This window comes from Colwellia sp. MB02u-10 (assembly GCF_014077185.1).
In the GTDB taxonomy this organism is placed as follows: domain Bacteria; phylum Pseudomonadota; class Gammaproteobacteria; order Enterobacterales; family Alteromonadaceae; genus Cognaticolwellia.
On record NZ_JACGVK010000132.1, the window covers coordinates 1 to 26,311 of the forward strand.

At 38.8% G+C, this 26,311-nt stretch carries 24 protein-coding genes and 1 pseudogene; 20 read left to right on the top strand and 5 right to left on the bottom strand.

The window, feature by feature from the left end; genetic code table 11:
* Positions 1 to 363 precede the first annotated feature (363 nt).
* Entirely contained in the window at positions 364 to 1,791 is a 1,428-nt protein-coding gene (gene hldE / locus H4J59_RS13500; RefSeq protein ID WP_182240186.1) for a bifunctional D-glycero-beta-D-manno-heptose-7-phosphate kinase/D-glycero-beta-D-manno-heptose 1-phosphate adenylyltransferase HldE, read from the bottom strand.
* A 104-nt stretch (positions 1,792 to 1,895) separates the two neighbouring features.
* Here hldE and H4J59_RS13505 point away from each other — a divergent pair, with 104 nt between their 5' ends.
* From H4J59_RS13505 to H4J59_RS13515, 3 genes and pseudogenes are all read left to right on the top strand, one after another.
* Complete coding sequence (locus tag H4J59_RS13505; protein WP_182240640.1) at positions 1,896 to 2,474, top strand: hypothetical protein; 579 nt, start codon at positions 1,896 to 1,898, stop codon at positions 2,472 to 2,474.
* 139 nt (positions 2,475 to 2,613) lie between these two features.
* Positions 2,614 to 2,955: pseudogene (locus tag H4J59_RS13510) on the top strand (lipid A biosynthesis lauroyl acyltransferase); the annotation flags it as partial.
* 51 nt (positions 2,956 to 3,006) lie between these two features.
* Positions 3,007 to 3,687, top strand: coding sequence for a TcpQ domain-containing protein (locus H4J59_RS13515; RefSeq protein ID WP_182240188.1), 681 nt, complete (start codon positions 3,007 to 3,009; stop codon positions 3,685 to 3,687).
* 30 nt (positions 3,688 to 3,717) lie between these two features.
* Here H4J59_RS13515 and glnE read toward each other — a convergent pair whose 3' ends face one another.
* Positions 3,718 to 6,615, bottom strand: coding sequence for a bifunctional [glutamate--ammonia ligase]-adenylyl-L-tyrosine phosphorylase/[glutamate--ammonia-ligase] adenylyltransferase (glnE, locus tag H4J59_RS13520; RefSeq protein WP_182240190.1), 2,898 nt, complete (start codon positions 6,613 to 6,615; stop codon positions 3,718 to 3,720).
* A gap of 130 nt (positions 6,616 to 6,745) precedes the next feature.
* On the opposite strand from glnE, the gene H4J59_RS13525 reads away from it, so the two are divergent.
* The 12 genes from H4J59_RS13525 to H4J59_RS13580 all read left to right on the top strand — a co-directional run bounded on the left by H4J59_RS13525 (position 6,746) and on the right by H4J59_RS13580 (position 16,678).
* Positions 6,746 to 7,756: a hypothetical protein gene (locus H4J59_RS13525; protein WP_310733194.1), complete on the top strand. Its 1,011-nt coding sequence runs from the start codon at positions 6,746 to 6,748 to the stop codon at positions 7,754 to 7,756.
* 8 nt (positions 7,757 to 7,764) lie between these two features.
* The gene (locus tag H4J59_RS13530) at positions 7,765 to 8,667 is read left to right on the top strand and encodes a DUF350 domain-containing protein (protein ID WP_182190788.1); all 903 of its coding nucleotides are present in this window, start codon (positions 7,765 to 7,767) and stop codon (positions 8,665 to 8,667) included.
* Between the two features lie 103 nt (positions 8,668 to 8,770).
* Positions 8,771 to 10,477 (top strand): polyamine aminopropyltransferase, encoded by a 1,707-nt coding sequence (locus H4J59_RS13535; RefSeq protein ID WP_182240192.1) that lies wholly within the window; start codon positions 8,771 to 8,773, stop codon positions 10,475 to 10,477.
* Positions 10,478 to 10,686: 209 nt separating this feature from the next.
* Entirely contained in the window at positions 10,687 to 11,100 is a 414-nt protein-coding gene (locus tag H4J59_RS13540) for a YjfI family protein (protein WP_182240194.1), read from the top strand.
* 23 nt (positions 11,101 to 11,123) lie between these two features.
* Positions 11,124 to 11,813 (top strand): PspA/IM30 family protein, encoded by a 690-nt coding sequence (locus H4J59_RS13545; protein ID WP_182240644.1) that lies wholly within the window; start codon positions 11,124 to 11,126, stop codon positions 11,811 to 11,813.
* A 95-nt stretch (positions 11,814 to 11,908) separates the two neighbouring features.
* Positions 11,909 to 12,547 (top strand): hypothetical protein, encoded by a 639-nt coding sequence (locus H4J59_RS13550; RefSeq protein WP_182240196.1) that lies wholly within the window; start codon positions 11,909 to 11,911, stop codon positions 12,545 to 12,547.
* A 2-nt stretch (positions 12,548 to 12,549) separates the two neighbouring features.
* Positions 12,550 to 12,879: a hypothetical protein gene (locus H4J59_RS13555; RefSeq protein ID WP_182240198.1), complete on the top strand. Its 330-nt coding sequence runs from the start codon at positions 12,550 to 12,552 to the stop codon at positions 12,877 to 12,879.
* A gap of 66 nt (positions 12,880 to 12,945) precedes the next feature.
* Positions 12,946 to 13,428 carry a potassium channel family protein gene (locus H4J59_RS13560; RefSeq protein ID WP_259369534.1) on the top strand — a complete coding sequence of 161 codons (483 nt, stop codon included), beginning with the start codon at positions 12,946 to 12,948 and terminating at the stop codon, positions 13,426 to 13,428.
* Between the two features lie 578 nt (positions 13,429 to 14,006).
* A complete protein-coding gene (locus H4J59_RS13565; protein ID WP_182138348.1) occupies positions 14,007 to 14,231 on the top strand; it encodes a hypothetical protein in 225 nt (74 codons plus the stop codon).
* 22 nt (positions 14,232 to 14,253) lie between these two features.
* Positions 14,254 to 14,505: a hypothetical protein gene (locus H4J59_RS13570; RefSeq protein ID WP_182240200.1), complete on the top strand. Its 252-nt coding sequence runs from the start codon at positions 14,254 to 14,256 to the stop codon at positions 14,503 to 14,505.
* 443 nt (positions 14,506 to 14,948) lie between these two features.
* Positions 14,949 to 15,755, top strand: coding sequence for an alpha/beta fold hydrolase (locus H4J59_RS13575; RefSeq protein ID WP_182240202.1), 807 nt, complete (start codon positions 14,949 to 14,951; stop codon positions 15,753 to 15,755).
* On the top strand, positions 15,752 to 16,678 hold the full coding sequence (locus H4J59_RS13580) for a diguanylate cyclase (RefSeq protein WP_182240204.1): 927 nt from the start codon (positions 15,752 to 15,754) through the stop codon (positions 16,676 to 16,678). The genes H4J59_RS13575 and H4J59_RS13580 overlap by 4 nt, the downstream gene beginning before the upstream one ends.
* A gap of 172 nt (positions 16,679 to 16,850) precedes the next feature.
* On the opposite strand, the gene H4J59_RS13585 is transcribed toward H4J59_RS13580, so the two are convergent.
* Positions 16,851 to 17,102 carry a hypothetical protein gene (locus H4J59_RS13585; RefSeq protein ID WP_182138344.1) on the bottom strand — a complete coding sequence of 84 codons (252 nt, stop codon included), beginning with the start codon at positions 17,100 to 17,102 and terminating at the stop codon, positions 16,851 to 16,853.
* Between the two features lie 539 nt (positions 17,103 to 17,641).
* Between H4J59_RS13585 and H4J59_RS13590 the strand changes: the two genes are divergently transcribed.
* The 3 genes from H4J59_RS13590 to H4J59_RS13600 all read left to right on the top strand — a co-directional run bounded on the left by H4J59_RS13590 (position 17,642) and on the right by H4J59_RS13600 (position 20,447).
* Positions 17,642 to 18,985, top strand: a complete 1,344-nt coding sequence (locus H4J59_RS13590) for a Xaa-Pro peptidase family protein (RefSeq protein ID WP_182240206.1) — start codon at positions 17,642 to 17,644, stop codon at positions 18,983 to 18,985.
* Positions 18,986 to 19,110: 125 nt separating this feature from the next.
* Positions 19,111 to 19,695 (top strand): TetR/AcrR family transcriptional regulator, encoded by a 585-nt coding sequence (locus tag H4J59_RS13595; RefSeq protein ID WP_182240208.1) that lies wholly within the window; start codon positions 19,111 to 19,113, stop codon positions 19,693 to 19,695.
* A gap of 137 nt (positions 19,696 to 19,832) precedes the next feature.
* Positions 19,833 to 20,447 carry a phospholipid-binding protein MlaC gene (locus H4J59_RS13600; RefSeq protein ID WP_182240210.1) on the top strand — a complete coding sequence of 205 codons (615 nt, stop codon included), beginning with the start codon at positions 19,833 to 19,835 and terminating at the stop codon, positions 20,445 to 20,447.
* A 90-nt stretch (positions 20,448 to 20,537) separates the two neighbouring features.
* Here H4J59_RS13600 and H4J59_RS13605 read toward each other — a convergent pair whose 3' ends face one another.
* Positions 20,538 to 23,066, bottom strand: coding sequence for an acylase (locus H4J59_RS13605; RefSeq protein WP_182240212.1), 2,529 nt, complete (start codon positions 23,064 to 23,066; stop codon positions 20,538 to 20,540).
* A gap of 311 nt (positions 23,067 to 23,377) precedes the next feature.
* Entirely contained in the window at positions 23,378 to 24,286 is a 909-nt protein-coding gene (nhaR, locus tag H4J59_RS13610; RefSeq protein ID WP_182240214.1) for a transcriptional activator NhaR, read from the bottom strand.
* Between the two features lie 367 nt (positions 24,287 to 24,653).
* Between nhaR and nhaA the strand changes: the two genes are divergently transcribed.
* Together nhaA and H4J59_RS13620 are read left to right on the top strand one after the other, a co-directional pair.
* Entirely contained in the window at positions 24,654 to 25,880 is a 1,227-nt protein-coding gene (nhaA, locus tag H4J59_RS13615) for a Na+/H+ antiporter NhaA (protein ID WP_182240216.1), read from the top strand.
* A complete protein-coding gene (locus tag H4J59_RS13620) occupies positions 25,852 to 26,310 on the top strand; it encodes a Rap1a/Tai family immunity protein (RefSeq protein ID WP_182240218.1) in 459 nt (152 codons plus the stop codon). The genes nhaA and H4J59_RS13620 overlap by 29 nt, the downstream gene beginning before the upstream one ends.
* Position 26,311 lies beyond the last annotated feature (1 nt).

The following is a 26,311-nucleotide window of genomic DNA, read 5'->3' on the forward strand; positions in this document are numbered from 1 at the left end:
TAATAATGTCTAGGGCTTGTGATACTTGCATAAAAATAAAGGCTTCTAAGTAAACTTAGAAGCCTTTATACAGGGTCTAGATGATCGTTCAACCGATCTGTTTTAGCTTAAATGATCGGCATTAGCATTAATGCTGCTTTTTTATATTTAGGACAAACAGTCAGTTTTTTGTTCCAACAAAAACTAAGTACTCACTGCCGTATAAGCACAGATTATCAGTTCCAGGCATAACCTAAGTACTTGCATCTATGTCAGCAATCTCGTGGTCACTTAGCCTTTCTTAGCCATACATGGCTGCATGGCATTGGTACATTTATCGATATCAATATGAAAGAACGACGATGCCAGAAGAAATTTACCTGACTAATTCTCTTGTTTTATCGCGTTAATAATTTTAGTTGTCGAAATACCATCTTCAAAATTAAGTACTTTCACTTCACCACCCGCCGCAATAACTTCCTTGCCTCCAGCAATATCTGCTACTTTATAATCGCCACCTTTAACTAAGGTGTTGGGTAATATATTGGCAATTAAGCGTTGCGGGGTATCTTCACTAAAGGCTACTACCCAATCAACAGCGCCTAGACCTGCTAGTACCGCCATTCGGCGATCCACCGGATTAACGGGGCGACCTGGGCCTTTTAGTCGCGTCACAGAAGCGTCATCATTTACCGCAACAATTAGGCGGCTACCTAGCGTGTTTGCCGTGGTCAAATAAGAAACATGACCAGCATGCAGAATATCAAAACAACCATTGGTCATCACAATACTTTCACCACGTGCTTGCGCTAATTCAACGGCAATTTTTAACTGTTCTTCAGACATCACACCAAAACCACTTTCTTGACCCGATGATAATTCTGCACTTAATTCCGCTTCGCTTACGGTCGACGTACCTAGTTTACCCACAACAATGCCCGCCGCAATATTGGCTAAAGCACTGGCTTGGGTAAATTCAGCTTTGGCGGCTATCGCGAGGGCAAGTGTTGCAATAACGGTATCTCCCGCGCCAGTTACGTCATAAACTTCTTTCGCTTGCGTGGGTAAATGAAATTCTTCTTGATCATGGCGTAACAAGGTCATGCCTTGCTCACTTCGAGTGACTAGCATGGCCGTTAAATCTAATGATTTAAGTAATGCTTGGCCTTTACTAACGATGTCTGCCTCGCTTTTACAGTGTCCAACTACCGCTTCAAACTCTGCGAGATTAGGCGTAATTAACGTAGCACCGCGATAGCGTGAAAAATCAGTGCCTTTTGGGTCAACTAACACAGGAATGTTTTGTGCTTTCGCCACTTTGATCAGGGCTTGAACTTCTGACAAGGTGCCTTTGTTATAATCTGACAACAGCAAAAGATCATGCTGAGCAATTAAGGCTTGGGTTTGCTCAATCAGCGGCTGTTTATCAAGTTCAGCAAATGATTCTTCAAAGTCTAAGCGCAATAATTGTTGATTACGACTTAGAATACGCAATTTGGTGATCGTTGGGTGAGCTTGCGATTGAATAAATTGACAATTTATATTCATTGCTGACAGCTGAGTTTGCAATGTTGTCGATGCTTCATCTTTACCAGTAATACCCAGTAAAGTAACCTGACCATTTAGTGACGCAATATTCAAAGCGACGTTAGCTGCGCCTCCTGGGCGATCTTCGTCTTGAAGTATTTTAACAATCGGCACAGGTGCCTCGGGTGAAATACGTTGTGTTGGACCAGACCAATAGCGATCTAACATGATATCACCAACGACTAAAACACGTGCTTTTTCAAAAGCGGGAATATCTACTTTCATCCTGTATCCTATAACAGACATAATAAACGATATTGTAACACAAGCAATTCAATGAGTTGAAATCATCCTGTGAGTAAAACAAAGTTTTACAACCCAGTTTTAAAATATCTTTCCTGTTACCTAAATATTGGCCAACTTGGATTGGGGTATTTATTCTTTACACTATTTCTTGGTTACCTTATCGATTTCAGCTTTTTCTTGGCAAAATTATTGGCCGCTTACTATACAAAATAGGCTCAAGCCGCAAAAAAGTTGCCTCACGAAATTTAGAGCTTTGTTTTCCTAAGATGTCAGATGCCGAACGCCAAATTATGCTCAAACGCAATTTTGAAAATACCGGTATTGCCTTGTTGGAAACCGGTATGGGTTGGTGGTGGCCAAATCGGCGGGTAAAACGTCACACAAAAATTATTGGCCTTGAGCATATTGAAGCAGCACAAAAGCAAGGTAAAGGTATATTATTACTAGCCATTCATTACCTTAGTGCCAAAATTAATTGCCGAGGCATAGGTTACGGACATCCTATGGTGGTATTTTATCGACCTCATAGCAATGACTTAATGGAATATTTTCAGTTTCGTGGCCGCTCAAATAAATATATGCTCAGCAAGCGTGATGTTAAAGGCTTACTTCGAGCACTAAAAGAGGGCGAAGCCTGTGTTTATAACAGTTTCATTAATTAGGTGGTCTACTTTATACGCAGGAAAAATGGCCAAATATAAGGCATTTATTTTAATAACTAGTTGTGCTAATTATTAAATGAATAACGCAGTAGTGGGTTATTTTAACCAGTAAAAATGATCAGATAATTAGTGAGGTTGGTATTACTTGCCTGATCAAGATTATGGTCGTAATCGCAGTGTTTTTGTGCCCTTTTTCTCGGTACCAGAAGCCGCCTCAACCACGGGTACATTAATATTTTCTCGGCAAAAAAATTGCCAAACACATATGTTAATTCCTACTCGTAATGATGATGGCAGTGGCTACACCTTAGAGATAAAGCCTATGCTGGAGAGTTTCCCAACCGGTGATGACACAGCAGGCGTGTTAAGAATAAATCAAGAGTTAGAAAAAGAAATCATGGTGAAGCCTTAACAATATATGTGGTTGCACCGCCGCTTTAAAACTCGCCAGAGTGAAGATGATCCGTCATTGTATAAATAGCTAAAATTAGCTATTGTATCAGGAAAATATGAATTTAATTTTAAGTGATTTATGAAATTTTGGTTAGGAAGTACTATTTTAGGTTTGATCCTAATTGGCTTAGCAACAGCATTATTGCTCAACACAGAGCCCTTATTTTCCGACAGCCAAGAGCCAGCCGATAAAGTGGTTGCCACAAAGGTTGACACTTATCAGGCAGAGCAAGCTGAATCCTCAGCGCAAGAAGAAACCCTTGATGCTGAAAAAAGTACCAATGCCGCTGCTGACGGGCTTTCTAACTATTATGCTAGCATACGTGGTGACATGACTGGAGATGGCCCGCAAATTCGTAATAACATTGTCTATTTACCAGAGCCAAAAGGTGATTTAGAGAAAATATTAACCGCACGAGCTTTAATCACTCGACCCTTACCAAAAAATTGGATCGGCGAAACTGATAACCATCCATTTCGTCTTGGCGAAACCTTATTTGGTAAATTATCAGAGTATGCGGGAGATAATAATCTACAAGTAATTTGGTGGCTTAATCGTGACTTTGTCGTTAAAAACGCCTTTAGAATTAATAAAGATATTGTCACTACCGCCTATCAAGTCGGCAAAGCTATTCAAGGCCATTTTGAAAGTGGCCTTTCAATTTACTTTTGTTATCAGCAACGTACTATTGTTGTCATCGAGCATGGCACGGGTTACTTGGAGAAAGAATGCCTGCTGTTACCGAACAGGCGTCACTAATATCACAAAGCTGATTTTACCGGCTATTAGCTACTGCAACAACTGTTCAACCAGTACCATAACTTGACTATACTCAGCGCTAAATTCAGTAGCCGGGATCATGGCTGCGCTGTTTTGCAGGGTTGCATGGTGGCTAATGTCACGTAACTTGCAGTAATTATCCACTAATGCCTGCTGTTGTTGTTTTGCTATAACGCCTATGTTCGCTAAATATTCCAGTAGATTAATATTGTCTGAATAATCGCTCAAGTTAGGATGCTCAGCACTGTGTGCCAAAACCAAATACTGTACAAGAAACTCAATATCGACTAAACCACCTAGCCCCTGCTTAATATCGACTTCAGTCTTTGATGACTTATCCAAGTGTTGGCGCATTCTATTACGCATTTTTATCACGTCTTCACGTAGCACTTTTTTATCACGAGTTCTCATTAAAACATTGCGTTTAATTTCTTTAAACCTGTCGGCTAATCTGGCGTGACCATAAATTACTCTGGTACGGACTAACGCTTGATGCTCCCAGGTCCAAGCGTCACTGGACTGGTAATGGGCAAAGGTATCAATGTGCACCATTAAAAGACCAGCATTACCCGAAGGCCTTAATCGCATGTCGAGTTCATATAAAATACCGTTTGCCATACGAGTATTGAATAAGTGCATCATACGTTGAGCAAGCTTTAAGTAAAATTGCCCAGCAGATATTGATTTTTCTCCTGAGGTCATTTCTGCCAAGTCAGCATCATGGACAAACACTAAATCTAAATCAGAGCTATAACCGAGTTCAATCCCGCCTAACTTTCCATAACCAATAACAGCAAAACCTTTGTCTTGGCCGTCTAATTTACTGGTTGGCACACCAAAACGCAGTGCCATTTGTTGCCACGCTAAGTTTGCTACTTCTTCGACTAGGGCTTCTGCCAATGCAGTTAAATGATCACTGACTTTGGTAATCGGTAAAATATCACTAATATCCGCAGCGGCGATACGTAATTGTTTAGCTTGTTTAAACTCACGTAAGGTGATCATTTGCGCTTCTTGATCGTCTTCAGGTACCCGTAACATAGTTTCACGTAGTTCCGCGACATAAGAAGATAACAGTGGTGGCTGATAAAATAATTTAGGATCAATGAGTTCATCAAGTAATATGGGGAATTTAGCAATGTGCTCTGCCACCCAACTACTGTTGCGACACAAATGAATTAATTGCTTTAATGCCCCTTCATTCTCAAATAATAATTCCAGATAGGCGGTACGTGTTGCTACCGTTTTTAGCACCCCTAATACTCGTGCTAATGTCTGATCGGTTAGTCTTAAATCAGCAAGGTGCCACAGCAGGGTTGGGATCAATTTATCTAGCACTTGGCGGCCACGGCTGCCCATGCTACGTTTGATCATTTCAGCGCGAAAATCCCTCAGCGCTTGCCATATAGTTTCACTGTGAGAAAACTCAACACCAGCTTTTGTCTCTAGCAATTGCGGAGACTGATCAATCCAAGCAATCGCCTCCTCATCGCTCCATTCACTGTCCCAAAGTGTGGTCCAATATTGATCAACTGCCTGACGGTTTGGACTTTCCTCACCAATAAGTTCACTAAATTGTTGATGAACGCCCTGCATATGAGTAGCAAGCTGTGCCAGAAAAGTTGGCCAGTTTGTACACTTTTCGTCGGCAAGAATGCTGACTAAGCGCTGCTGGTCTAATTCATTGTCAGGTAAGGTTTGAGTTTGTTGATCATTTAACGCTTGAATAACATTTTCAACCCGACGCAAAAATCGATAACTAGCCGTTAGCACCTCTGCACTGGGTTGTGTAAGTACATCGTGTGCTACCAATAAAGGTAGTACTGTGAGTAAGTTACGATGCTGTAAATCACTAACACGGCCACCTCGGATCATTTGAAAAACTTGCACAATAAATTCAACTTCGCGAATACCACCCGCACCCAGCTTGATATTATTATTGAGTTGCTTGCGCCTAACCTCTTGGGCAATCATAGCTTTCATGCGTCGCAAACTGTCGATAACGCTAAAATCAATGTAGCGTCGATAAACAAAAGGTCGCAACATGTTAGACAATTGGTCATGATACTTGCCTTCTCCGACCAACCGCGCCTTTAACATCGCATAACGCTCCCAATCACGCCCTTGATCTTGATAATAATCTTCCATGGCATTAAACGATAAAACTAATGGCCCACTTTCACCAAAAGGGCGTAAGCGCATATCAACACGATAAACAAAACCGTCAGCAGTATGTTGATTTAACGCGGTAATTAATTTTTGCCCTAAACGAGTAAAAAATAACTGATTATCGATACTTCGCCTAAGCCCTTGCGTTGCTCCCGCTTCAGGGTAGACAAAAATCAAATCAATATCAGAAGAAAAGTTAAGCTCTTGTCCGCCTAATTTACCCATGCCATATACCAGTAAATTTTGGGTTTCATTGGCACTGTTGACCGGTACACCCCACTTGCTTTCACAAAACTTTGTTAACCAAGCATTAGCCGCAATAATCAAACTATCAGCTAATGAAGACAGTCGTTTTAACGATTCATCAAGCGTTATATCCAACAAGAAATCACCAACAGCAATATGTACCATTTGCTTTAAACGAAACAATCGCAGGCACTTTTGCAGTTGTTCTTCTGTGGAGCATTTATCAATACTGTCAGCGAGCATTACGCTATATTGCGGTGTTTCACTCGACAATAACTGCTCGCTATTAAAAAGCTCAACCAGTAACTCGGGGGCTTGTATGGCACTACGCAAAATAAAGTCACTTAGCCCTAATGCCCTTTTAAATAGCGCTAAACGCTCTGGTGATAAAGTATCGGTAACATTCGGATATTGTTGAGAAAACTCTAGCCAACTATCAGCTTGTTGGCTGGCAAGTAATGGCGGAAATGACAAAGACGATGAATTAGACACGTTATCCTCGATAAAAGCTAAAATGAAAATGAAAATGAGTAAGGTAAGTAATAATTAATAACAATCAGTAACAAATTAATTTCACTAATATACTTAAAAAAATAGACATAATATGTCAGAAGTGATACTAATGAATGATAACCATAGCATTTTTGAGGACACTATGGCAGGAATGCAGCCGCTAAAATCAATGATACTCTTGCTAACGTTATTGCTCTCCGCTTGTGGAGATCCAATAAAAGGGCAAATCACTCAACAAATTCCACTCACTGAACAACGTATTGAATTACTTGCTCAAGCACTTGCTAACGGGCAAGTTCGTAATGCTAATTTAATTACCCAATACGGGGAGAGATTACTACAAAGTAAACCAAATTATAAACCCTTAATTGACGAGTTTTTAAAAGATACTGGCACAAAAGGCCCGATGTTTGTTGCCTTAGTTGACCGACTAAATACAGTAAAAAAACAACCACAAATGTTTGAGAGTTCTCAAGCGATTTATGATGAGTTATTAAACCTGTATCAAGCAGCCGATCCCGTTCTATATTCTGATGCCTTAAGCGATCCGCTTAATGTCTTGGCTGATATGTCTGATGGCACTTTACCGCGCGTTAATGCGATGTCAAAAGAACAAAGCTTAGCAGCCAATAAAGCACAAGATTTTGGCACAGGTGAGCAGCTTATTGGCAATCCGTCTTACGGTAACTGGACTACTGGCTCAAATGGCATGTCGTTTTGGGCTTGGTACGGTATGTACTCAATGATGGGTGATGTATTTGGCTCTCGCCGGACGAGTTATAATGATTGGGGCCGTAACCGAAATTATAGTTATTACAATGATTATGGCCGCAAACGCTACAGCTCGCCAAATCAACTAAGTAAACAAACTGATTTAGATGCTCGCACCAAAAAATCATTTCAAAGCCGCGGCCAAAAATACACCAGTACTTACAGCAAAAATAGAACTGGCGCGTCAAGTATTTCTAGCCAGAGTAAAAGCGCACAAACCAGTGCCAATCGATTTGCTAGCAAAACAGCCAATAAAAGCGCTTATGCAAGATCAAGCACAAGTGGAAAAAATGCTAGCTTTAGAAACAGTAAGAGTACAACGTCACGAAGCTTTAGACGTGGAAAGTAGGGATAAGTATGAATACATTTATTGAAATAACTGGTTTAAATATAGAGTTATTAATTTTCTTAGCTATCGATATAACGATTGCCATTATATTACTTTGCGCCATGCGCTTTATTAGTGGTTTATCCGCAAAAGTTAACTCTACCGACGAACTTGCCAAAGAAGATAACTTTGCTTTTGGTGTTAGTGTTGCGGGTAGTGTTGCCGCCTTGGGTATTGTACTAACGGGTGCCATTACCGGTGAAAATGCCGAAAGTTATTTAATGGAAATTGTCGGCATGGCAAGCTATGGCATTTTAGGTTTGATCTTAATTAAAGTAGGCCGGGTTTTTCATGACCGTTTTGCTTTAAACCAAATAGATAAAAATGCGCAAATTAAAGCCCATAATATATCAGTTGGTATTGTCGATGCTTCAGGTGCTATTGCCACCGCCATTATTATTCGCGCGGTATTACTGTGGGTTTACGGTTTAGATATCAACACCTTTATCGCTATTATCGCTGGCTTTATAGTCTCACAAGCCATGTTAGTGTTAGTTACCCGTATTAAAGAACGCCAATATGCTAAAAACAATCAAAATAGCTGCATGCAAAATGCCTTTGCTGAAGGTCAAGTTGCTCTCGCCATTCGTTATGCGGGTCAAGTTATTAGCACGGCCCTAGCGGTAACAGCTGCCAGCCACTTTTTAACTTATAGCCCAGAGACCTTATTAGCTAATATAGTTGGCTGGTTTATCTTTGGTATGATTATGACCATATTAGTCGCTATTCTTACTTCTATTGCTAAACGCCTAGTGCTGATGGGTATCAACTTAGTTGAAGAAGTAGACCATCAACACAATATTGGTGTCGCCAGTGTTGAGATGGCGATTAGCATTTCAATTGCGCTTATTTTAACGGCGTTAATGTCATAGTTTTATCAATATTTTGCTATTAAAATAACCAAGCGTAAACTATTACGCTTGGTTATTCCCCCCGTTTTATTAAACACTCATTTAACTCAAGCTAGGAATAACCATGACAAGCAATAGAAATCGGCTATGGGATGATGTGCTCCTGATTTTAACAATGGCTGTTCTAGCGGGTTGTGGCCTGATATACGAATATCTATTATCACATTACGCTGGCCGCGTACTGGGTATTATGGAAAGTACTATTTACGCCATGATTGGCCTGATGATTGTCGCTATGGGTTTAGGTGCTTTTGCGGCGCGAAAAATTCAATGCGCCTTTAATGGCTTTGTATGGTTAGAGCTAATGATTGCTTTTCTGGGTAGTACCTCAATACTCATTATTGGCGGACTGATCGCCATCACACAAACTTTTCCTGACATATTAGGCTCGATGTTTAACTTGCCTCCTGACGCCTACCCGCGAGGTGGTTTATTTAAACAACTGAGCTTTATTGCCTTTAATAGTCCCTATTTTTTCGGTCTAATTCTGGGCTTTTTTATTGGTATGGAAATCCCCCTTATTGCACGCATTCGCGAAGAAATACATCAAAAGCATCTTAAAAATAATCTTGGCACCATTTACGGCGCTGATTATATTGGCGCCGGTATTGGCGCTGCCATTTGGGTAATATTTCTTTTATCTATAGACATCAGCAAAGCGAGTGCATTAACTGCCGCGTTAAATCTAACCGCTGGCATTGTATTTATCTTATATTATTGGCAAAAGTTGACCTGGCGAAAAACCTTAATAACGGCGCATGGCATTTTATTAGTGATGATCATGGCAATTTACCAATTTGGTAATGGCTGGCTAAATCAAATGAGTAACTTACTTTATCTCGACAAAGTTGTTTATAGTGACAAAACGCGTTTTCAACAACTGACTTTTACCAAAAGAAATATGGGCCCTGAAGAAGGCAACATTATTAACTTTTATTTAAATGGCCGCTTACAGTTTTCATCCTCAGATGAGTTTATTTACCACAGTTATCTTGTTAGCCCAGTATTAGCAGGCTCAGCACGCCATGACAACATTCTCATTATTGGTGGCGGTGATGGCCTAGCATTGCGAGATGTTTTACACTGGCAACCTAAAAAGGTCACCTTAGTGGATTTAGATACACAACTCATTGAATTATTTAAAAATCCACATGAGAAGTTACCTCTGAGGCTGGCTAATGCCATTGAAGACTTAAACGCAGCAAGTTTACGTGATGAGCGCGTTGAAATTATCGCCGCTGATGCTTTTATCGCTATCGACAAACTATTGCAGAGCCATCAAACCTTTGACGCGATTATTGTTGACCTACCCGACCCTAGCCATCCAGATTTAAATAAACTTTATTCAGTTAATTTTTATGCCAGATTAAAGCAACTACTGGCGGGCGATGGCTTAATTGGCATTCAGTCGGCCAGTCCTTATCATGCCAAAGACGCCTTTATTGCTATTGGTAAAACGGTGGAAGCCGCCGGATATTCAACGGTTCAGCAATATCATGACAACGTACCTAGTTTCGGCGAATGGGGTTGGACTATTGCCAGTAAAATGGGCGCAGCACCTTTAACAAGATTAAAACGCTTGCCTCAACTGCCTGTTGCTCACCATTGGCTAACCTTACCTATGGTCACTAATGCCTTTGAGTTTTCTCGAGATTTTTATCAAGATAGTGAAACCGTACCGATTAATTATCTTGGCAGTCATGCAATTTATCAATTACATCAAAAAGCATGGCAAGATCAACAAGGCTTGAACAATGCTCATTTACAATGAGAACAATGAATACAGATAAACTGCACTATAGATCATTTATTTAACACCAAGACGTTTGATATAGCTTAAGCTAAGATAAAATAAGAAAAATGAAATAAGCACTTGACATAATATGTCATGATGCTAAATTAACCCAATACGACATATTATGTCGTTAAGTAAAACAGTATCACTGATTTTACGCTACTTATTCGAGCATGAGGAATAACATGAATATTCATAAAATAGCTGACTACCTAAATACCTTGGCTGATGATTCAGATACTGGGATGGTGTTTGATTGCCAACCCATTTCAGGTGAAGTCGATGTATTACAAATTTCGGTATTCGGCCGTGAAGAGTTACCTATTTTTGTGTCGGTAACGGATGATCAAATTCTTTGTATCACCTACCTCTGGGGTGAAGAAGAAGTTAAATCAAACAAGATAAATGAGATGCATGTCAGTATGTTAGAAATGAACATACCTATGCCATTATCTTCATTTTCAAAAATTGGTGATAAATATGTCATTTTTGGTGCGCTAGCGATTAGCTCAACATTTGATGATATCGAACACGAACTAGCGGTATTGAGCAATAATGCGCTAGAAATTATTGATGACATGAGTGATTACTTAATTTAAGCAACCACCTTAGGAGTATTATGATGAGTATTTTTAAAAAAATTATGACCGCTATTCGCGGTGGCGCAACTGAAGTTGGTGAAAACATTATTGACTCAAATGCAACCCGTATTTTTGAACAAGAAATTCGTGACGCAGAAAATCACCTCACTAAAGCTAAACGTGACCTAACCGGTGTTATGGCACAACAAATGTCGTCTAGCCGTGACGTTGAGCGCATTAAGCGTGAAGTTGCTGAGCATGAAGGTTATGCCGTTCAAGCCATAGAAAAAGGTGACGACGAACTTGCTTTAGCCGTTGCTGAAAAGATATCAGCACTTGAAAATGAACTCGCCTCGCAGCAACAATCTCTTGATAGCTTTCAAGGTAGTGCTGAACGCTTGAAAGAGTTAGTAAAAAAGAGTGAACGTCACGTAGCTGAATACAAACGTCAATTGTCTATGGTGAAAACCACAGAAAGCGTGCAAAAAGCAACCTCAGCAATTACCGATAACTTCTCATCAAGTAACTCTAAGCTATTAAGTGCTAAAGACTCATTAGAGCGCATTAAAGCTAAGCAACAGAAATTTGATGATCGCATGAAAGCCGCTGAAGTACTTGAGTCAGAAAACTCAGATAACTCACTTGAAGCTAAGCTAAAAGAAGCCGGAATTGGCGCTAGTGACAACAACGCAAATTCAGTATTAGAGCGTTTAAAAGCTAAAAAGAAGTAACTAAAAAATTACTACCACCGCTTTGTATCCATGATGCAAAGCGGTTTTTTAGTTTAATTAAATGCCATTTTAGCCATTGATATTCGGAGCAAATAGTGAGCTTTTTTAAAAATATATTTAAGAAACCAACGCCAGAACGTAAACTCAATAATGTTAAAGAACTCACCCTAGGTGACATCATTGTGCTATCAGACAGTTTTGGTTTGCCCGCAGCACTAAGAGCGCAAGAATTTCAAGTAACGGCCGTTAACAGCTATGAATTTGAAAATAAAACTCAAGCAGAATGGGTTTTGCAGGGCGGTGACAATACAGAGTTGTATTTAACGTTGGACGTTGATGATAAAACCTATCTAAAATTTTCCCTGAAAATATTGCATCAAGATGTTGAAACACTGTTTGATCTTGAGCAATTTGCTGAAGTTTTCGATGAGCCGGGTCAAGCGCAATTAGAGCGCATAGCAGACAGTAGCACCACGTCAGGCTGGAGCAGCGAAATATATCAACAAAGCAGTTATGCCCAAGTAGGTTACTTTCATCGCAAAGATTATCGAAAAGATGAACTCTCAGCTTACGAAGGCAAAGACAGTGGTGAGCAATTTGAACTTTATTCGCTATTTGATGAAGATCAAGATAAAGGCGTCGATATTGAAGTATGGCAAGACGGTGATACCGAAGTATTTTTAACCTTATTTAAACCCACCACAGATATTGTTGATATGTATCCTGGGAGTTAATTGTGTCACGAAGAATTCCCGACAAATGGCAATCATCCGTAAAAGCGGTCAAAGCAGTGCAAGTTGCTTTTGATATGGATGAGAAAATTCAACTCGCGATTAGAAAGCAAGCGTTAGAGGCTGGTATCAGCCCGTCAGAGCAAATTCGAGATATTCTGGGCCTACCGATAAATAAGCGCCCTAAACGTCCAAGATTAACCGTAAGCTTGTCAGCTGACGATTATGCCTTACTGGCTGAAAAATATGCTTTATCATCAGAACAACAACTTGAAATTAAGAAAAAATTAATGGATGATTTAATTAACTATGTCAATAATAGCCTTATTGATTAAAGCCGAGCTAAGTTTACCCCGATTAACTCGTTTCATAAAAGCCCATAGATAATGTAAGAGAATAAAATGATAGTCGTTCAAAAAGCAATGGAGAAAACTAATTTATACCGTGTCGATGACTTCGGCATAAAAAATTACAACTACGGCTTTATTGGCATTGCCTCTTTCCTCTTATTTTTAAGCTTAAACTTATCCTTGGGCTATGTTACCTATCTGGCTGAGTATGGGCTTGAAGCCTCAAACATAAAAAGCTATACCGATGCTATTTGGCTAATGGTGATGTCTTCAACCACGATTGGTTTTGGTGACGTTTACCCCATCACTTTTATTGGTCGAGCGTCTGTTTTTATTATGTTTATACTCGGCGTAGGTATACTGGGTGCTATGGGTGCGATGTTTATCAACAAAATATTTGGTTTTGCCGATACCAACATTAAAAATAGAGAGCTAAGAATGCAAAATGCTCAAATTATTACTCAAAATACCGCCATCACTGAAAAGCTAATCAAATTAGAAGAAAAACTCGAGTTATTAGCCAAAAAGCTTTAATAATTTACGCTGAGTTTAAGGCTAAAGCCTTTAAAAAAATCTCATTGCCGTTGAAATTTTCGCGTATCAACTGCTTAATGATCACCATAAAGAAGTTGACCAGACAAAGGTTAAGCTAAAGTTATGGCCGTAATATATGGTTAACCCGTGACTGATAAATTAATTTGCCAAAAGCTTACGCTTATCTAGCCTCCACTTTATTTTTAGAGCTAATAGTCCGTTAAACTTGATAACGACTTGATAACGAACAGTGTAGACTTAAAATAATTAGCATCGCATAGTCCCCCTGCCTACTGCCAATAAAACAAAACATGATTAAACACACCTTTCATTAAACAAGAAAAAACAAAACATAAAAATCATTAATCCATTGTTTTATAACAATTTATAAGCTTATATCTTCTGTTAACTATTACGTCTAATTTTTCTCTCAATCATGCTGATCAAGATTTTAACTGTTAAATTAATTTGATAAAAAAATTTGATTAATAACCACAAAATAATTCACTTTCCAATTTTAAATTATCGGCCCATTATCACTTTGAAAACACAAATATGATTTTTTATAAGGTAAAAAAATGAACATTGATACATATGCAGACACTGATATAGATGTTGATGATGATTCAAATTTTGATACGGGTATTGCTAGTTTTGAAATTGACTCTGGCTCAACCAATAAAAAAGCAATTAGAAAAACAGCGAAACAAAATTATCAAATCAGGCAAAGGTTAGATTCATTAAATGAAAAAAGATTTCTTGATAGAGAGCTTAATTCTTTAAGTGACTATTGGGACATGTAATGAAACATCAACGAGATTCAATATGAAAAAATTAATTTTAGCATTCGCTGTACTAGCATTAACGTCAACTGCAGCATTTGGCCAAGAAGATGAAACCGAATTAATGGCAGCCCCTTCAGAATATGTCGTCAGCCTTTTAGCAGAATGCAAAAATGATGCTGTAGAAGATGAAATTACTACATCAGACATGAACAGTTACTTATTAAACTGTATCAATGATGAACTAGAAGCTAGCTATTATATGGCGATTAAAGTTCTACCTGAAGATAACTGAAATTTATAAATTGTGATTTATAGTCTTTAACGTTAAGTCACTCAAATTACTTAGGCCATTTAATATAGTGGGTTGGTTAATTTGAGTGTGCTTATTTACTGATGGCATTACCTAACTGATAACTTAATGATTCACTTCAGCGCTCATTTGAACAATCCCGTTTGTTATCCAACTTGTTAAAAATTCGCTTATTTAGCACAACTTATAGCATTTTATTAAGTTATTGTTCGCTTATTTGGGATAAAATACAGCATGCTTGCTGTGCTCTCAATCAACTTGCCATACACCAGGATAGCCTTTGTTACTATCTGACTCATTAACCTCAGTATAATGTCGAATTAATTTTAAATACTTTGCTAAACTCGAGTGATTCAATTAAATTTACTAAGGTAAATCGATCAGCACTAATTGTTGTTAACCTCATGAATAAGGATTAAATACGCTTGCTAGATACAAATAATGTACTCATTAGAAATAATGTTAAATTAATTGGCCAAGGCAGTAAAACCCTGTTTCTTGCCCATGGATTTGGCTGCGATCAAAATATGTGGCGCTTTTTAACGCCAGAACTGTCCAAGCACTTCACTATTGTATTATTTGATTATGTTGGCTCAGGTGCTTCTGACATATCTCAATACAGTAAAAAACGTTACAGTAAACTTGAAGGATATGCTGACGATATCATTGAAATTTGTGACATTTTAGCGCTATCTGACGCTACTTTCATCGGACACTCAGTCAGTTGTATGATTGGTGCCATTGTTGCCATCCAAAAACCTGAGTTATTCTCTAAGCTAATAATGATTTGCCCTACGCCCTGTTTTTTAAATTTTCCTCCTGAATATTTTGGTGGTTTTGACAAAGAAGATCTAAAAGAATTATTAAACCTTATGGATAAAAACTATATTGGCTGGGCTAATTATTTAGCGCCATTAGTGATGGGCACAACTAATTCAGATGATCTTATAGGCGAGCTATCCGGCAGCTTTTGTTCTACCGACCCGGTTATTGCCAGAAATTTTGCTGAAGTAACATTTTACTCTGATTATCGCTATCTTTTAAAAGCGATTAAACAGCCATCATTAATTTTACAAAGTGAAAATGACTCACTGGCTGCAATCTCTGTTGGTGAGTTCATGGCTCGTGAAATGCCTGACAGTAAACTTAAAGTGATAGCCGCTGATGGCCATTGTCTACACATGACTCACCCTGAAGCTATTATGAATTCGATAATAGAATATGCGAAATGATTAAGGTGGAGGAAAATAACATTGAGCATAACAAGGTAGTAAATTACTCTCTTGATAGCTTTCCATGTGGTGCTTTAGTCACTAATTCCGCAAGAGTTATTACCTATATTAATTCATACTTTACCAAGCAACTATTGTGGCAGCCTAATGATCTTATTGGTAAAAGTGTCGATGTTCTGTTTACCCTATCCTCAAGAATATTTTTTCAAAGTTATTTAATTCCGACACTTTTACACGAAAAAGTGTGTGAGGAAATGCAGCTCATTATATTTCATGCCGATGGACGACGTATTCCTATAACCGTGAATGCTAGTTTGAGGGCTGATGGTGGTATTTCTTGGAGTTTATTCAATGCTTCTAAACGAGATAAACTCTATGAGGAGCTGATAAAAACCAGAGAAACACTTGAGATACAAGCTGAGAAATTGAAATTACTGGCCTCAACTGATGAGTTAACCGAGTTATTAAATAGAAGAGAAATGAAATACCGAAGTAGCTTAATGCTGGAGCAAGCAGCAAGATCTCATTACTCCGTAAGTTTATTAATGCTAGATGTCGATCATTTTAAAAAAATAAATGACACCATGGGCCATTTAGAAGGTGACCGAGTACTGAAAAAACTCGGACAGTTATTAAAAGATTTTGGCCGAAAAACAGATCTTATCTCTCGTTTTGGTGGCGAAGAATTTTTGATCATGTTACCTGATACCACCCAAAGTGATACCTTATTACTCTGTCGTAGACTACATAAATTAATCGCTGAAATTAAAGTCGGCGACAGTTCGCTAAGCGTAAGTATTGGCGTGAGCATTTGTGATGAGCAAATATCATTTATCGATTTATTTACTCAAGCGGATAATGCGGTATATAAAGCGAAATCGCGAGGTAGAAATAGAACTGAAATTTATCTGGACAATAGTTAAACAATAGTTAAACACATCAATGCTTGAGCTAAATCTCGAATACCTGAGATCAATCATGTGCTAACAAGTATTTAAAATACGCCAAAGTCTTATCTAAACACTCGCTGCCTTCCTCACTTTCGCGCAATAATAACCAGCACAATACGCGTTAGTGGTTACCCTGATGTCTGAGTTATTTAAACCAAACTTTGCCACCAATAAATTTATAAGCAGGTAAACCGCGGATCAAAGTATCTCGGGCAAAAGGTTTATAGCATTTTGGGCAAAGGCAAGGTTCAACCGTATAATCTTGGCTGATCCTTTCTTTAAAACTTTTGACTAAAGCTCCTTTGCCGCCCTTTCGGTATTTAAATAACAAGGTATTGCAGCCCACACAAAAAATATCGATGGTTTTTGTTGGGCCTTTTTTATTCGGTTTTGCCATAAATTATGTCAGCGTACTTAGTCATTTTTAGTCTGTAAATCACATGAATATTTCATGCTAATGGTTATATTTTATAACAATAAAAAGCTACTATCTAAACTTAATAAGCTAGTTAGCTCACCATAACAGAAATGAGCCTGTTTTATACCTGCGCCACATAATTACCTAATAGCCGTTTGTATCAAGCGACTTACAGATAAATAGCAGATGTCAAATCAATGCCCTCTTATTCCGGTCAATCCCCATTAACTTAAGCTAACTCAATTGGACCAGAGTAAAGAGTACAAAAGTACAGCCTTCGCTTGCCATCGCTCGCGGTTTGTAGATTAACCCCAAAATAAATCATCATTATTTGCACCTACCCTCAAGGCTGAATAACCTCAAACATTAAACTAAAACGGCTCAATGGCTTTTATCAGTAAGCGCTTGCTCATTCAGGAAATAAACGCTAGCGTAAAGTATCAATATTATTTTACCCTTTAATATAACTTTCAACCCTAGATAGCATTTTTATACTGGGTTATAGACAGGAACAAGACATGAATATCAGTAAAAGAACTTTTTTAAAAGCCAGTGGTGCAAGCATTGCCACCCTGTCTATTGCCGGGCAAACCCTGACGTCATCTGCCCTTGCCACTACCGTAAATAGTCAGCCTGATATCAAAAGCCAAAGTAAAGGCGAAAATAAAAACCAAAGGGCAGCACTTAAATCGATTACAGGTACGGTAACAGGCATTAATCCAGTCGAGCGATTTGAGCGCATAGCCAAAGCACAAAAATTAATGCAACAACTTGAAATATCAGCCTTGATCCTTGAACCCGGCGCCGCGATGGATTATTTTTCAGGTATACAATGGCGACGCAGCGAACGCGTAACAGCGGTTATTATCCCACGTGAAGGTAAAATTTCTGTTGTTTGTCCTTTTTTTGAAGCGCCAAGTGTGCGCGAGAGTTTAACGGTTGGTGATGACATTCGTGTTTGGCAAGAGCATGAAAGTCCATTCGTTTTAATTAAACAAATATTAAAAGACTCAGGATTAAATAAAGGCAAAGTCGCCTTTGAAAATTCAGTGCGTTATTTTGTGATGAGTGGCGTTATGGCCCAACTTTCTAGTATGGAGCATGTCAGTGCCGAGCCTATAACCCTTGGTTGTCGTATGTATAAAAGCCAACATGAGCTTGAGTTAATGCACAAAGCTAATGAAGTGACTTTACTTGCCTACGCTAATGTTTTCGCTCAGCTAAAAATAGGCATGAGCCAAAGCGATGTAAAATCATTAATGCATACAGCCCAAGGGCAATTAGGCGGCAAAGGTGCATGGAATATGGCGCTATTTAATCAAGCCAGTGCTTACCCGCATGGCACTAAACAAAAGCAAATACTAACTGAAGGTTCGGTGGTATTAATGGATTGCGGCTGCAATGTTCATGGTTATCAATCTGATATCAGTCGTACTTTTGTTTTTGGTGAAGCAAGTAAGCGCCAGCGTGAAGTTTGGCAAACAGTTAGACAAGGTCAAGAAATTGCTTTTGAACAAGCAAAAATTGGTACACAAGCGGGCTTAGTTGACGATGCCGTGCGTAAGTTTTATCAAAGCAAAGGTTTTGGTCCTGGCTACAAATTGCCCGGATTGTCGCACAGAACCGGGCACGGTATCGGCATGGAAGGACATGAAAGTGTCAACTTTGTCCATGGCGAAACTGAACGTTTAAAACCAGGCATGTGCTTTTCTAATGAGCCAGGTATTTATATTCAAGGTGAATTTGGTGTGCGACTTGAAGACTGTATTTACCTGACCAAAAATGGCCCACAATGGTTTACTATGCCGCCAGTATCGTTGGACGATCCAATTGGAAAGTTAATTCAGCTGCAAACGCTTTAGCTTTTATTCTACCAATATACCTAGCAACCATTACAATACATGGTTTTCATACTTTATCTTTGCAACCGACCTGCCGGTCGGTTAAACTATGGCTATTATGTTGTAATAGATTTTAAGGTAAGCCCATGAGAGATCCAGAGCAAACCCGGCAAAAAATATTAGAAGTTAGCGCTGATGAAATTCATCGAAAGGGTTTCAACGCTACTAGCTTATCTTGTATTTTAGCACGCTGTGAAATATCTAAAGGGGCGTTATATCATCATTTTTCCAATAAAATGGAACTTGGCTATGCGGTATTTGAGGAAGTTTATGCCCCCGCTTTTATTGCGTTTTGGCAACCGCCCGTAGAGGCTGAAGATCCCATTCAAGGCTTATCTGATTTTTTCAGTTCAATGTCTAAAAAAATGAGTTGTGATGAACTAGTCTGTGGATGCCCTTTAAACAATCTCTGTCAGGAAATGTCAGGCGTTGATGAAGGCTTTCGTATTCGCATACTGGCGATGCAACAACAGTTAAACTTATTAATTGCCACTAACCTATCGCGGGTTAGCAGCCAGTTACAACCAGGCCTTGATTTTAGCCAGGTCGCTTACTTTATTGTCTCAACCTTTCACGGCTCTTCAAGTTTAAGTAAAAGCTCATTAAACAAAGAGCTGTTTGACAAAGTCATCAAAGAGCTTTGCCGATACATGGGCCAATTAAAACGTTAATGCTAAATTAACGCTTCACCGAGTTAACATTTCTTAACACTTTATCTTCTATCTTAAGCCTAAAAAGCATTTACATACCGCACGGTCGGTATGTATAATGGCTGCAATTAAAATTAACTATATCTTACAGGGTCATCATGAAAAAGATCTTAATGCTGTTGGTGTTATTCACTAGTTTTGTCCAAAACAGTATGGCAGTTGAAGCTACGCCATCAGTTTCTCCTTATCAAGTCATCGCTGTAACAGGTAATAACCTATTTACTAAAATTGCGAACAATCAAGATGCTTTGAAAAAATTTCCAGATCTGATGCGAGATATTGTTGAAGAAGAATTAATGCCATCTATTGATTATCAATATGCTGCGTTTAAAATTTTAGGTAAACATTTGCGACAAACAACATCAGAGCAAAGAGTAAAATTTATTGCTGCCATGCGCGCTTATTTGGTTCGCACTTATGCTAGCGCTTTAACGCAATACAGTAATCAGAAAGTGTTATTTGAACCAGAAAGTCAACTAAGGGCGAATGTGAAATCAGCTTCTGTAGATGTTAAAATTATCGACACCGGCAAGCCAGATATAAATATTACCTTTCAAATGCGCAAAGACACAAAGTCGCAAGAGTGGAAAGCCTACGATATGATTGTTGAAGGTATATCGTTAATTAGTAGCAAACAATCTGAAATTAATCGTAGAATATCAGATTTAGGCTTAGATCAAGTGACCTTAGAGCTTGCTTCAATCACCAACTAACTTTGATAATTAATCCTATTACCGCTAATAAAAAGCCAGCATAACCTTTAAGGTTACTGCTGGCTTTTTTGTTTACAACGCACTAAATGTTTACTCTGGAGCAGAACTAATCGTCATTTCAAAGACTTTATTAGCTTCAATATCCGCTTGGGTAAAGCGCAAAGGTCTAAGTTGCGGTTGTTGTGAATAGAGCAAGGTTTGGTCTATGCTGTGGTCGCTGCCATATTCATGAGATTGAGAATAACTCAGCAAACCTCTAGCAACTGGGCCATCATCGGTAAAGTTCACTACTGTCATCCAGCTGCTACCATAATTAATATGATAACCACCACCTTCAGCACTTAGTATAGAATCGCTATTTTGTGCTGGGTAAACATGGCGAGGCAACAATGAACCGTCATTACCTGTGCGCGTATCAAAGACATTAAAGCCACCTTCTATATTGTGAGAGCCTGCCCAAGGTATTTTGATACCTGAGGCACTACCATCGGCTAAACTACGCTCAACAAACTGCACTGAACCTAATGTAGCATCTAATGCTAACCCCGCTGATTCAACATTAAGCTGAGCTTGGGCAAACTGTTCCAATGTTGTGGCATTATTCATTAAGCCACTAGGTGTGGTCAACACATTATCTTTAGAAAAACTTTGTTGCCACTGTGGTTTTTTATCAAATAAAAAGGCAAACTCTCGAAATAAATGTGCCGCACTACTATTGCTATTAAAAGTACCATCCCAAAGCGCTAATGCCGCACAACCGTCACTGATATCAACGTCCTGTGTTTCAAGGCTAACTACTGTACTGCCTTGTGCTTGGCAAATACTTAAAAGATCAGTCAGTATATTTTCAGCCAAATAGCTGCGATTACTCAATAAGGCTTGCTCGACCTCTGCCGGATTAAATAAACCATCGCTGCCGGCACTATCTACCAATAATTTCTGTGCCAGACGAGAACGTAGAGACTGCTGATTATCTACCGCACCATATAAAGGTGAAATACCTGTTATAGGCGCATTAATATTGGTAAGCCAATAGCTATCATTTGAATTTTGGACAGAGTCGGTGCCAGAGTATTGAGGTGCGTTTTCATAGGGTACAGCGCGGTCAAAATCAAATGCGGATAAAAATCCCGGTAAAACAGTAAAGCCCGCAGCTTGCTTAGCACCAACAAGCAATGGATTTGTGGTCATTTCATTAATGGCTGTAGCGCTTAAATTTGGCACCGTTGAGTCATCAATATAGAAAACATTGCCATCACTATCTGCTGACATAGTATTGTTAAAAATCACCCCATCATAATCAACAAAGGCTTGTTTAAATTCAGCGATATTACCCGCTAAATTCATCGCTAACCAATGGTCGATAATATCAACATTACCCAGGTTAGCATCTTTTATTGCAAAGGCACTGCCACCAGGGCCCCATGCAAAATTTCCCGGTACAACAACCATAGGGCCATGATGGGTTGAGTAAGTCATTTTCGCGAGTTTAATCGTCTGACCTGGCCCCACAGCAACATCAATGGCGATTTCTTTACCTGTGATTAAACGGTTTGCTCCGTCAATCACTTGCGACATTTGTGCTGGATCGTTTGGATTCAATGTCAACTGATAAACCACAAAGTGCTCAGCTGATGAAAAAGTATGGGTCCAAGCCACATTTTCATTAAACCCAATGTTTACTACCCCTGGCATGCCAGTGAGTGAACTCCCCATGACATTCAAATGCTCAGGAATAGTGATATGGAATTGCCAAAAGCGTAAATTTCCCGTATGTGGAAAGTGTGGATTCGCTAACACCATGCCTTTACCGTTTTCAGTTTTATCCTTACCTAAGCCCCAACCGTTTGAACCCAAATCACTTGGGTTCTTTTTAGGGAGTGTAACAACCGGAGTTGAATTAACTTTATAGTGATTAACATCAGCGCTTTGTGGGTAAGGTGCGAAACTTTCTCCTGGAGGAGCGGCTAAAAACATCGGGCCAAGAAAGTTTGCGGCTCCTGGTAACAAAGCAATACCTAGTGTGTAAGTCAGCATATCAATATCACTAATCGGCTGTACCCAAGGCATGTTGGCACATGAGCCATCAATATTAGCAACACCCGTATCGGCTAAGTATTTATTATAACCTTGTGCATAGCCTGACAATAAAGCTTGGCTATTGCTTGAAAGTGACTTTATATTTTGTGCTGCATGCGCTCTAATTCCTAAGGTTAAAAAACCAAAGTCATTAATTAAATGCGCTGAGTCACCTGAACTAGGCACGATATCAGGACCGTAATACTTTGCCCGTTGTGAGTTATATTTTAGGATTTGATCGGCAAGCATACAGATATTATCTTTAGCAAAAGCATAACCCACACCATACGACATGCTTTCTAAATTGTCGGCGGTAATGTGCGGTACACCATAATCTGTCCAACGAATATTTGCTGATAATACGCCATCGCCATCAAATGAGGGTACAGGTGTAACGACAAATGGCGGTGTAATCGGCTCTGGTGTTTCAGGTTCTGGCGTACCAATATAGGTGTAGTCACCACCTCCACATGCTGATAATATTGAAAATAATCCTATGATTGATATAGGCTTTATTATATTTTTAATTGAATAATTCAAAACAAACTCCTTTTTAATTCTATTATTTTTATCATACCTAGACCATTCTTACCCTGTCATATTTGCACAATAAACAACCAAGCTCAAACCCTTATTAGCGGAATCGCTGTAGTGAAATACTAAAAAAGTCCTTTTATTAATTTCAGTCAAGAAGAAGTAAAAGCATATGGCATTGATTAAATTATGCTTCTAATAGTGATGATTTTTTGGCTATTACTTTTAAAAATCTATTATCGCTCGTCATCGCTTAACAATATCTTTTAACCTTAACAAGTTAACTTTTATAACCTAAATATTTACCACATAAGCTTTTACGACATAGGCTTTTTGAATAATTTTTTACCTTCGGTTAATAAATATTGCACCCCTGGATGTTTTACTTTCCGTTCAGGGGATATTAAGTAGTAATGCTCGATAATATCGTTAGTTCTACCAATAATTTTAACGTCAAACTGCTCAACAACATGATTTTCAATCATAGTGGGCGCACAAAAAATACCGTATCCCGCCTGGCCAAAATATTTAGTTAACACTGAATCATCAAACTCGCCAATTACCTTGGGTGAAATATCTAATTCATTAAACCAAGACAAGACGTTTAAATGTTGGTTTGAGCCTTCGCCAGCGGTAAAAAAAGGCATACCATCAAGTGACATGGGAAAATCACCTTTTAATGATTGCGCTAATTTTTTGTCAGCAAAAAAGCTTAAGCCACATTTACCTATCAAGTGACTATAGGCTTTTAATGGTGAACCTGTTGGCAGTGGAGTATCACTTAATACCGCGTCCAATTTATTCATCGCAAGCTCTCCAAGTAAAACATCTAAGCTAGTTTCTTTACACACTAGCTTGATAGAATTGTCTATGTCATAGATAGATTTCAATAAATTAAATGAAAAAACTTTCGCGATAACATCGGTGACGCCAATGGAAAAACGAAAAGAAAAGTCAGTTGAATGATTTTTTAATGAATGCAGCAGTTCATCGCCTAAACTAAATATCTCCTGGGTATAACGAAAAGAAATACGCCCCATGTCATTAAGGACCAAACGCTTACCTTTACGTTCAAATAAGCTGTAGCCTAATTGTTCTTCTAATAAATTGAGTTGAGCGCTCAGCGTTTGTGGTGTGATATGCATAATTTTTGCCGCCTGAGCAATACTGCCATGTGTTGCTATTGCATGAAAATACTGTAAGTGATGATAATTAAGCTTAGCCATATAACCTCTTTAATTTCCCTGTCACCGTTTAGCCTTCTAACACTATACCTTAGCAACTTTTTGTTGATAAAAACACAGCTACAGTCGACTTTCATTGCGTTGAATTATTAGCTATAAATGGGTAATACAAGTTTAATTAATTTGCGGGTCTACTTTACACCTAGGGGGAATATACCTAGGAAAAATGACCAAATACAAGGCATATATTTTAATAACTCGTTGTTCAGGACAATAGGCTCCTGCATGGTCTAATAAGTTGCATACATGCAACGATAATTATTAAATAACGCAGGAATGGCTTGTTTTAACCAGGTGAAATGAGCAGAAAATTAGTGACATGGGTATGAGCTAGATCAAAGGAGATTTTATGGCAGAAAACATTATTGTTCAACGTTGGAAACAGTTTATCCAAACTGATGCGAGTTCTGGCATTATTTTAGTCTTAGCCGCAGTACTGGCATTGATAATGGCCAACAGTTTTTTTAGTCAGAGTTACAATGACTTCCTTGAGTTTCCCGTTAGCATTACTTTAGGCACTTTTGCTATCAGTAAACCTTTAGTGTTATGGGTCAACGATGGCTTAATGGCGTTATTTTTCTTTGTTGTTGGTTTAGAGATTAAGCGTGAATTATTTTACGGTCAGTTGTCACGTCCTGATCAGGTGGTATTGCCATTTTTGGCCGCTATTGCCGGTATTATTTGCCCAGCATTAATTTATGTGGCTTTTAATTATCAAGATGCGGTTGCTATGAATGGTTGGGCGATTCCTTCAGCAACAGATATCGCTTTTGCCTTAGGAATTTTTATTTTATTTGGCAAATACTTACCCCCTAGTTTAAAGCTGTTTCTGTTATCTGTTGCTATTATTGACGATATTGGTGCAATTATTATTATCGCCATATTTTACTCACAAGAGCTAGCCACCAACTCGCTTATTATCGCGGGTATAGGTTTAGTGACACTCTTTATTTTTAACCGACTTAAATTAGAGAACAAAGCGCCTTATATATTACTGTCCATTATCGTTTGGGCTGCGGTATTAAAATCAGGTGTACATGCGACTTTAGCCGGTTTTGCCGTAGCTTGGTTTATTCCTATCGCCCGTGAAAAGTCACAGTCTATGTCATATCAAATTGAACATGGCTTACATCCATGGATAGCGTTTTTTGTGCTGCCACTTTTTGCCTTTGCCAATGCGGGTGTGGGCTTAACAGGGGTTTCAGTTAATGAACTTTTCACACCCATATCCATAGGTATTATTGGTGGATTATTTATTGGTAAACAATTAGGTATATTCGCGGCTTGTGTTATTGCCGTGAAACTAAAACTATGTCGCTTGCCCAAAGACGCCACTTGGACACAATTATACGGCGTATGTTTACTTTGTGGCGTAGGCTTTACGATGAGTTTATTTATTGGCTCACTCGCCTTTGAAGAGCAGGGTTTGGCTTATCAAACCCAAGTAAAAGTTGGCGTGTTAGTGGGTTCATTAATATCAGCCGTTGCTGGTGCTTGGTTAATAAGTAGATCTTCAAACAAATTAACCGTAACTAAAGGACAAAAAAATGAAAAATTTAAAACTTCTAATACTTAATATGGCTGCAATCGGGCTATTGGCTATGTCTACCGCAGTAAAGGCTGACTTTAAGTCTGACATTATCAGTTCTTGTAAGGCTTACCAACAAGGTGAGGACAAAAGTGAAATCAATGCCTGTAAGCTATATATAGATGGCTTTATTGACTCGTCATTACTCAACGATGGTGGTGTGGTAAAGCCCAAGGCAATGATTGAGCGCACAGCTCCTCAGCAAAGCGATTTTTTAAAGCGCGCTTATCGAACACGCGTGTTAACAACATCTTCCATGTTGAGTAATGAAGAGGCGTACCAATTTTGTATTCCACGTGAGTATGACAGAAAAGAAATTGCTTCATCGATTGCTAAATCTATGGATATTAATCAATTAGCTCATAAGCAACTCAAACAGGTGATATTTGAAACGCTGATTGCTGATTTTCCTTGCTAGC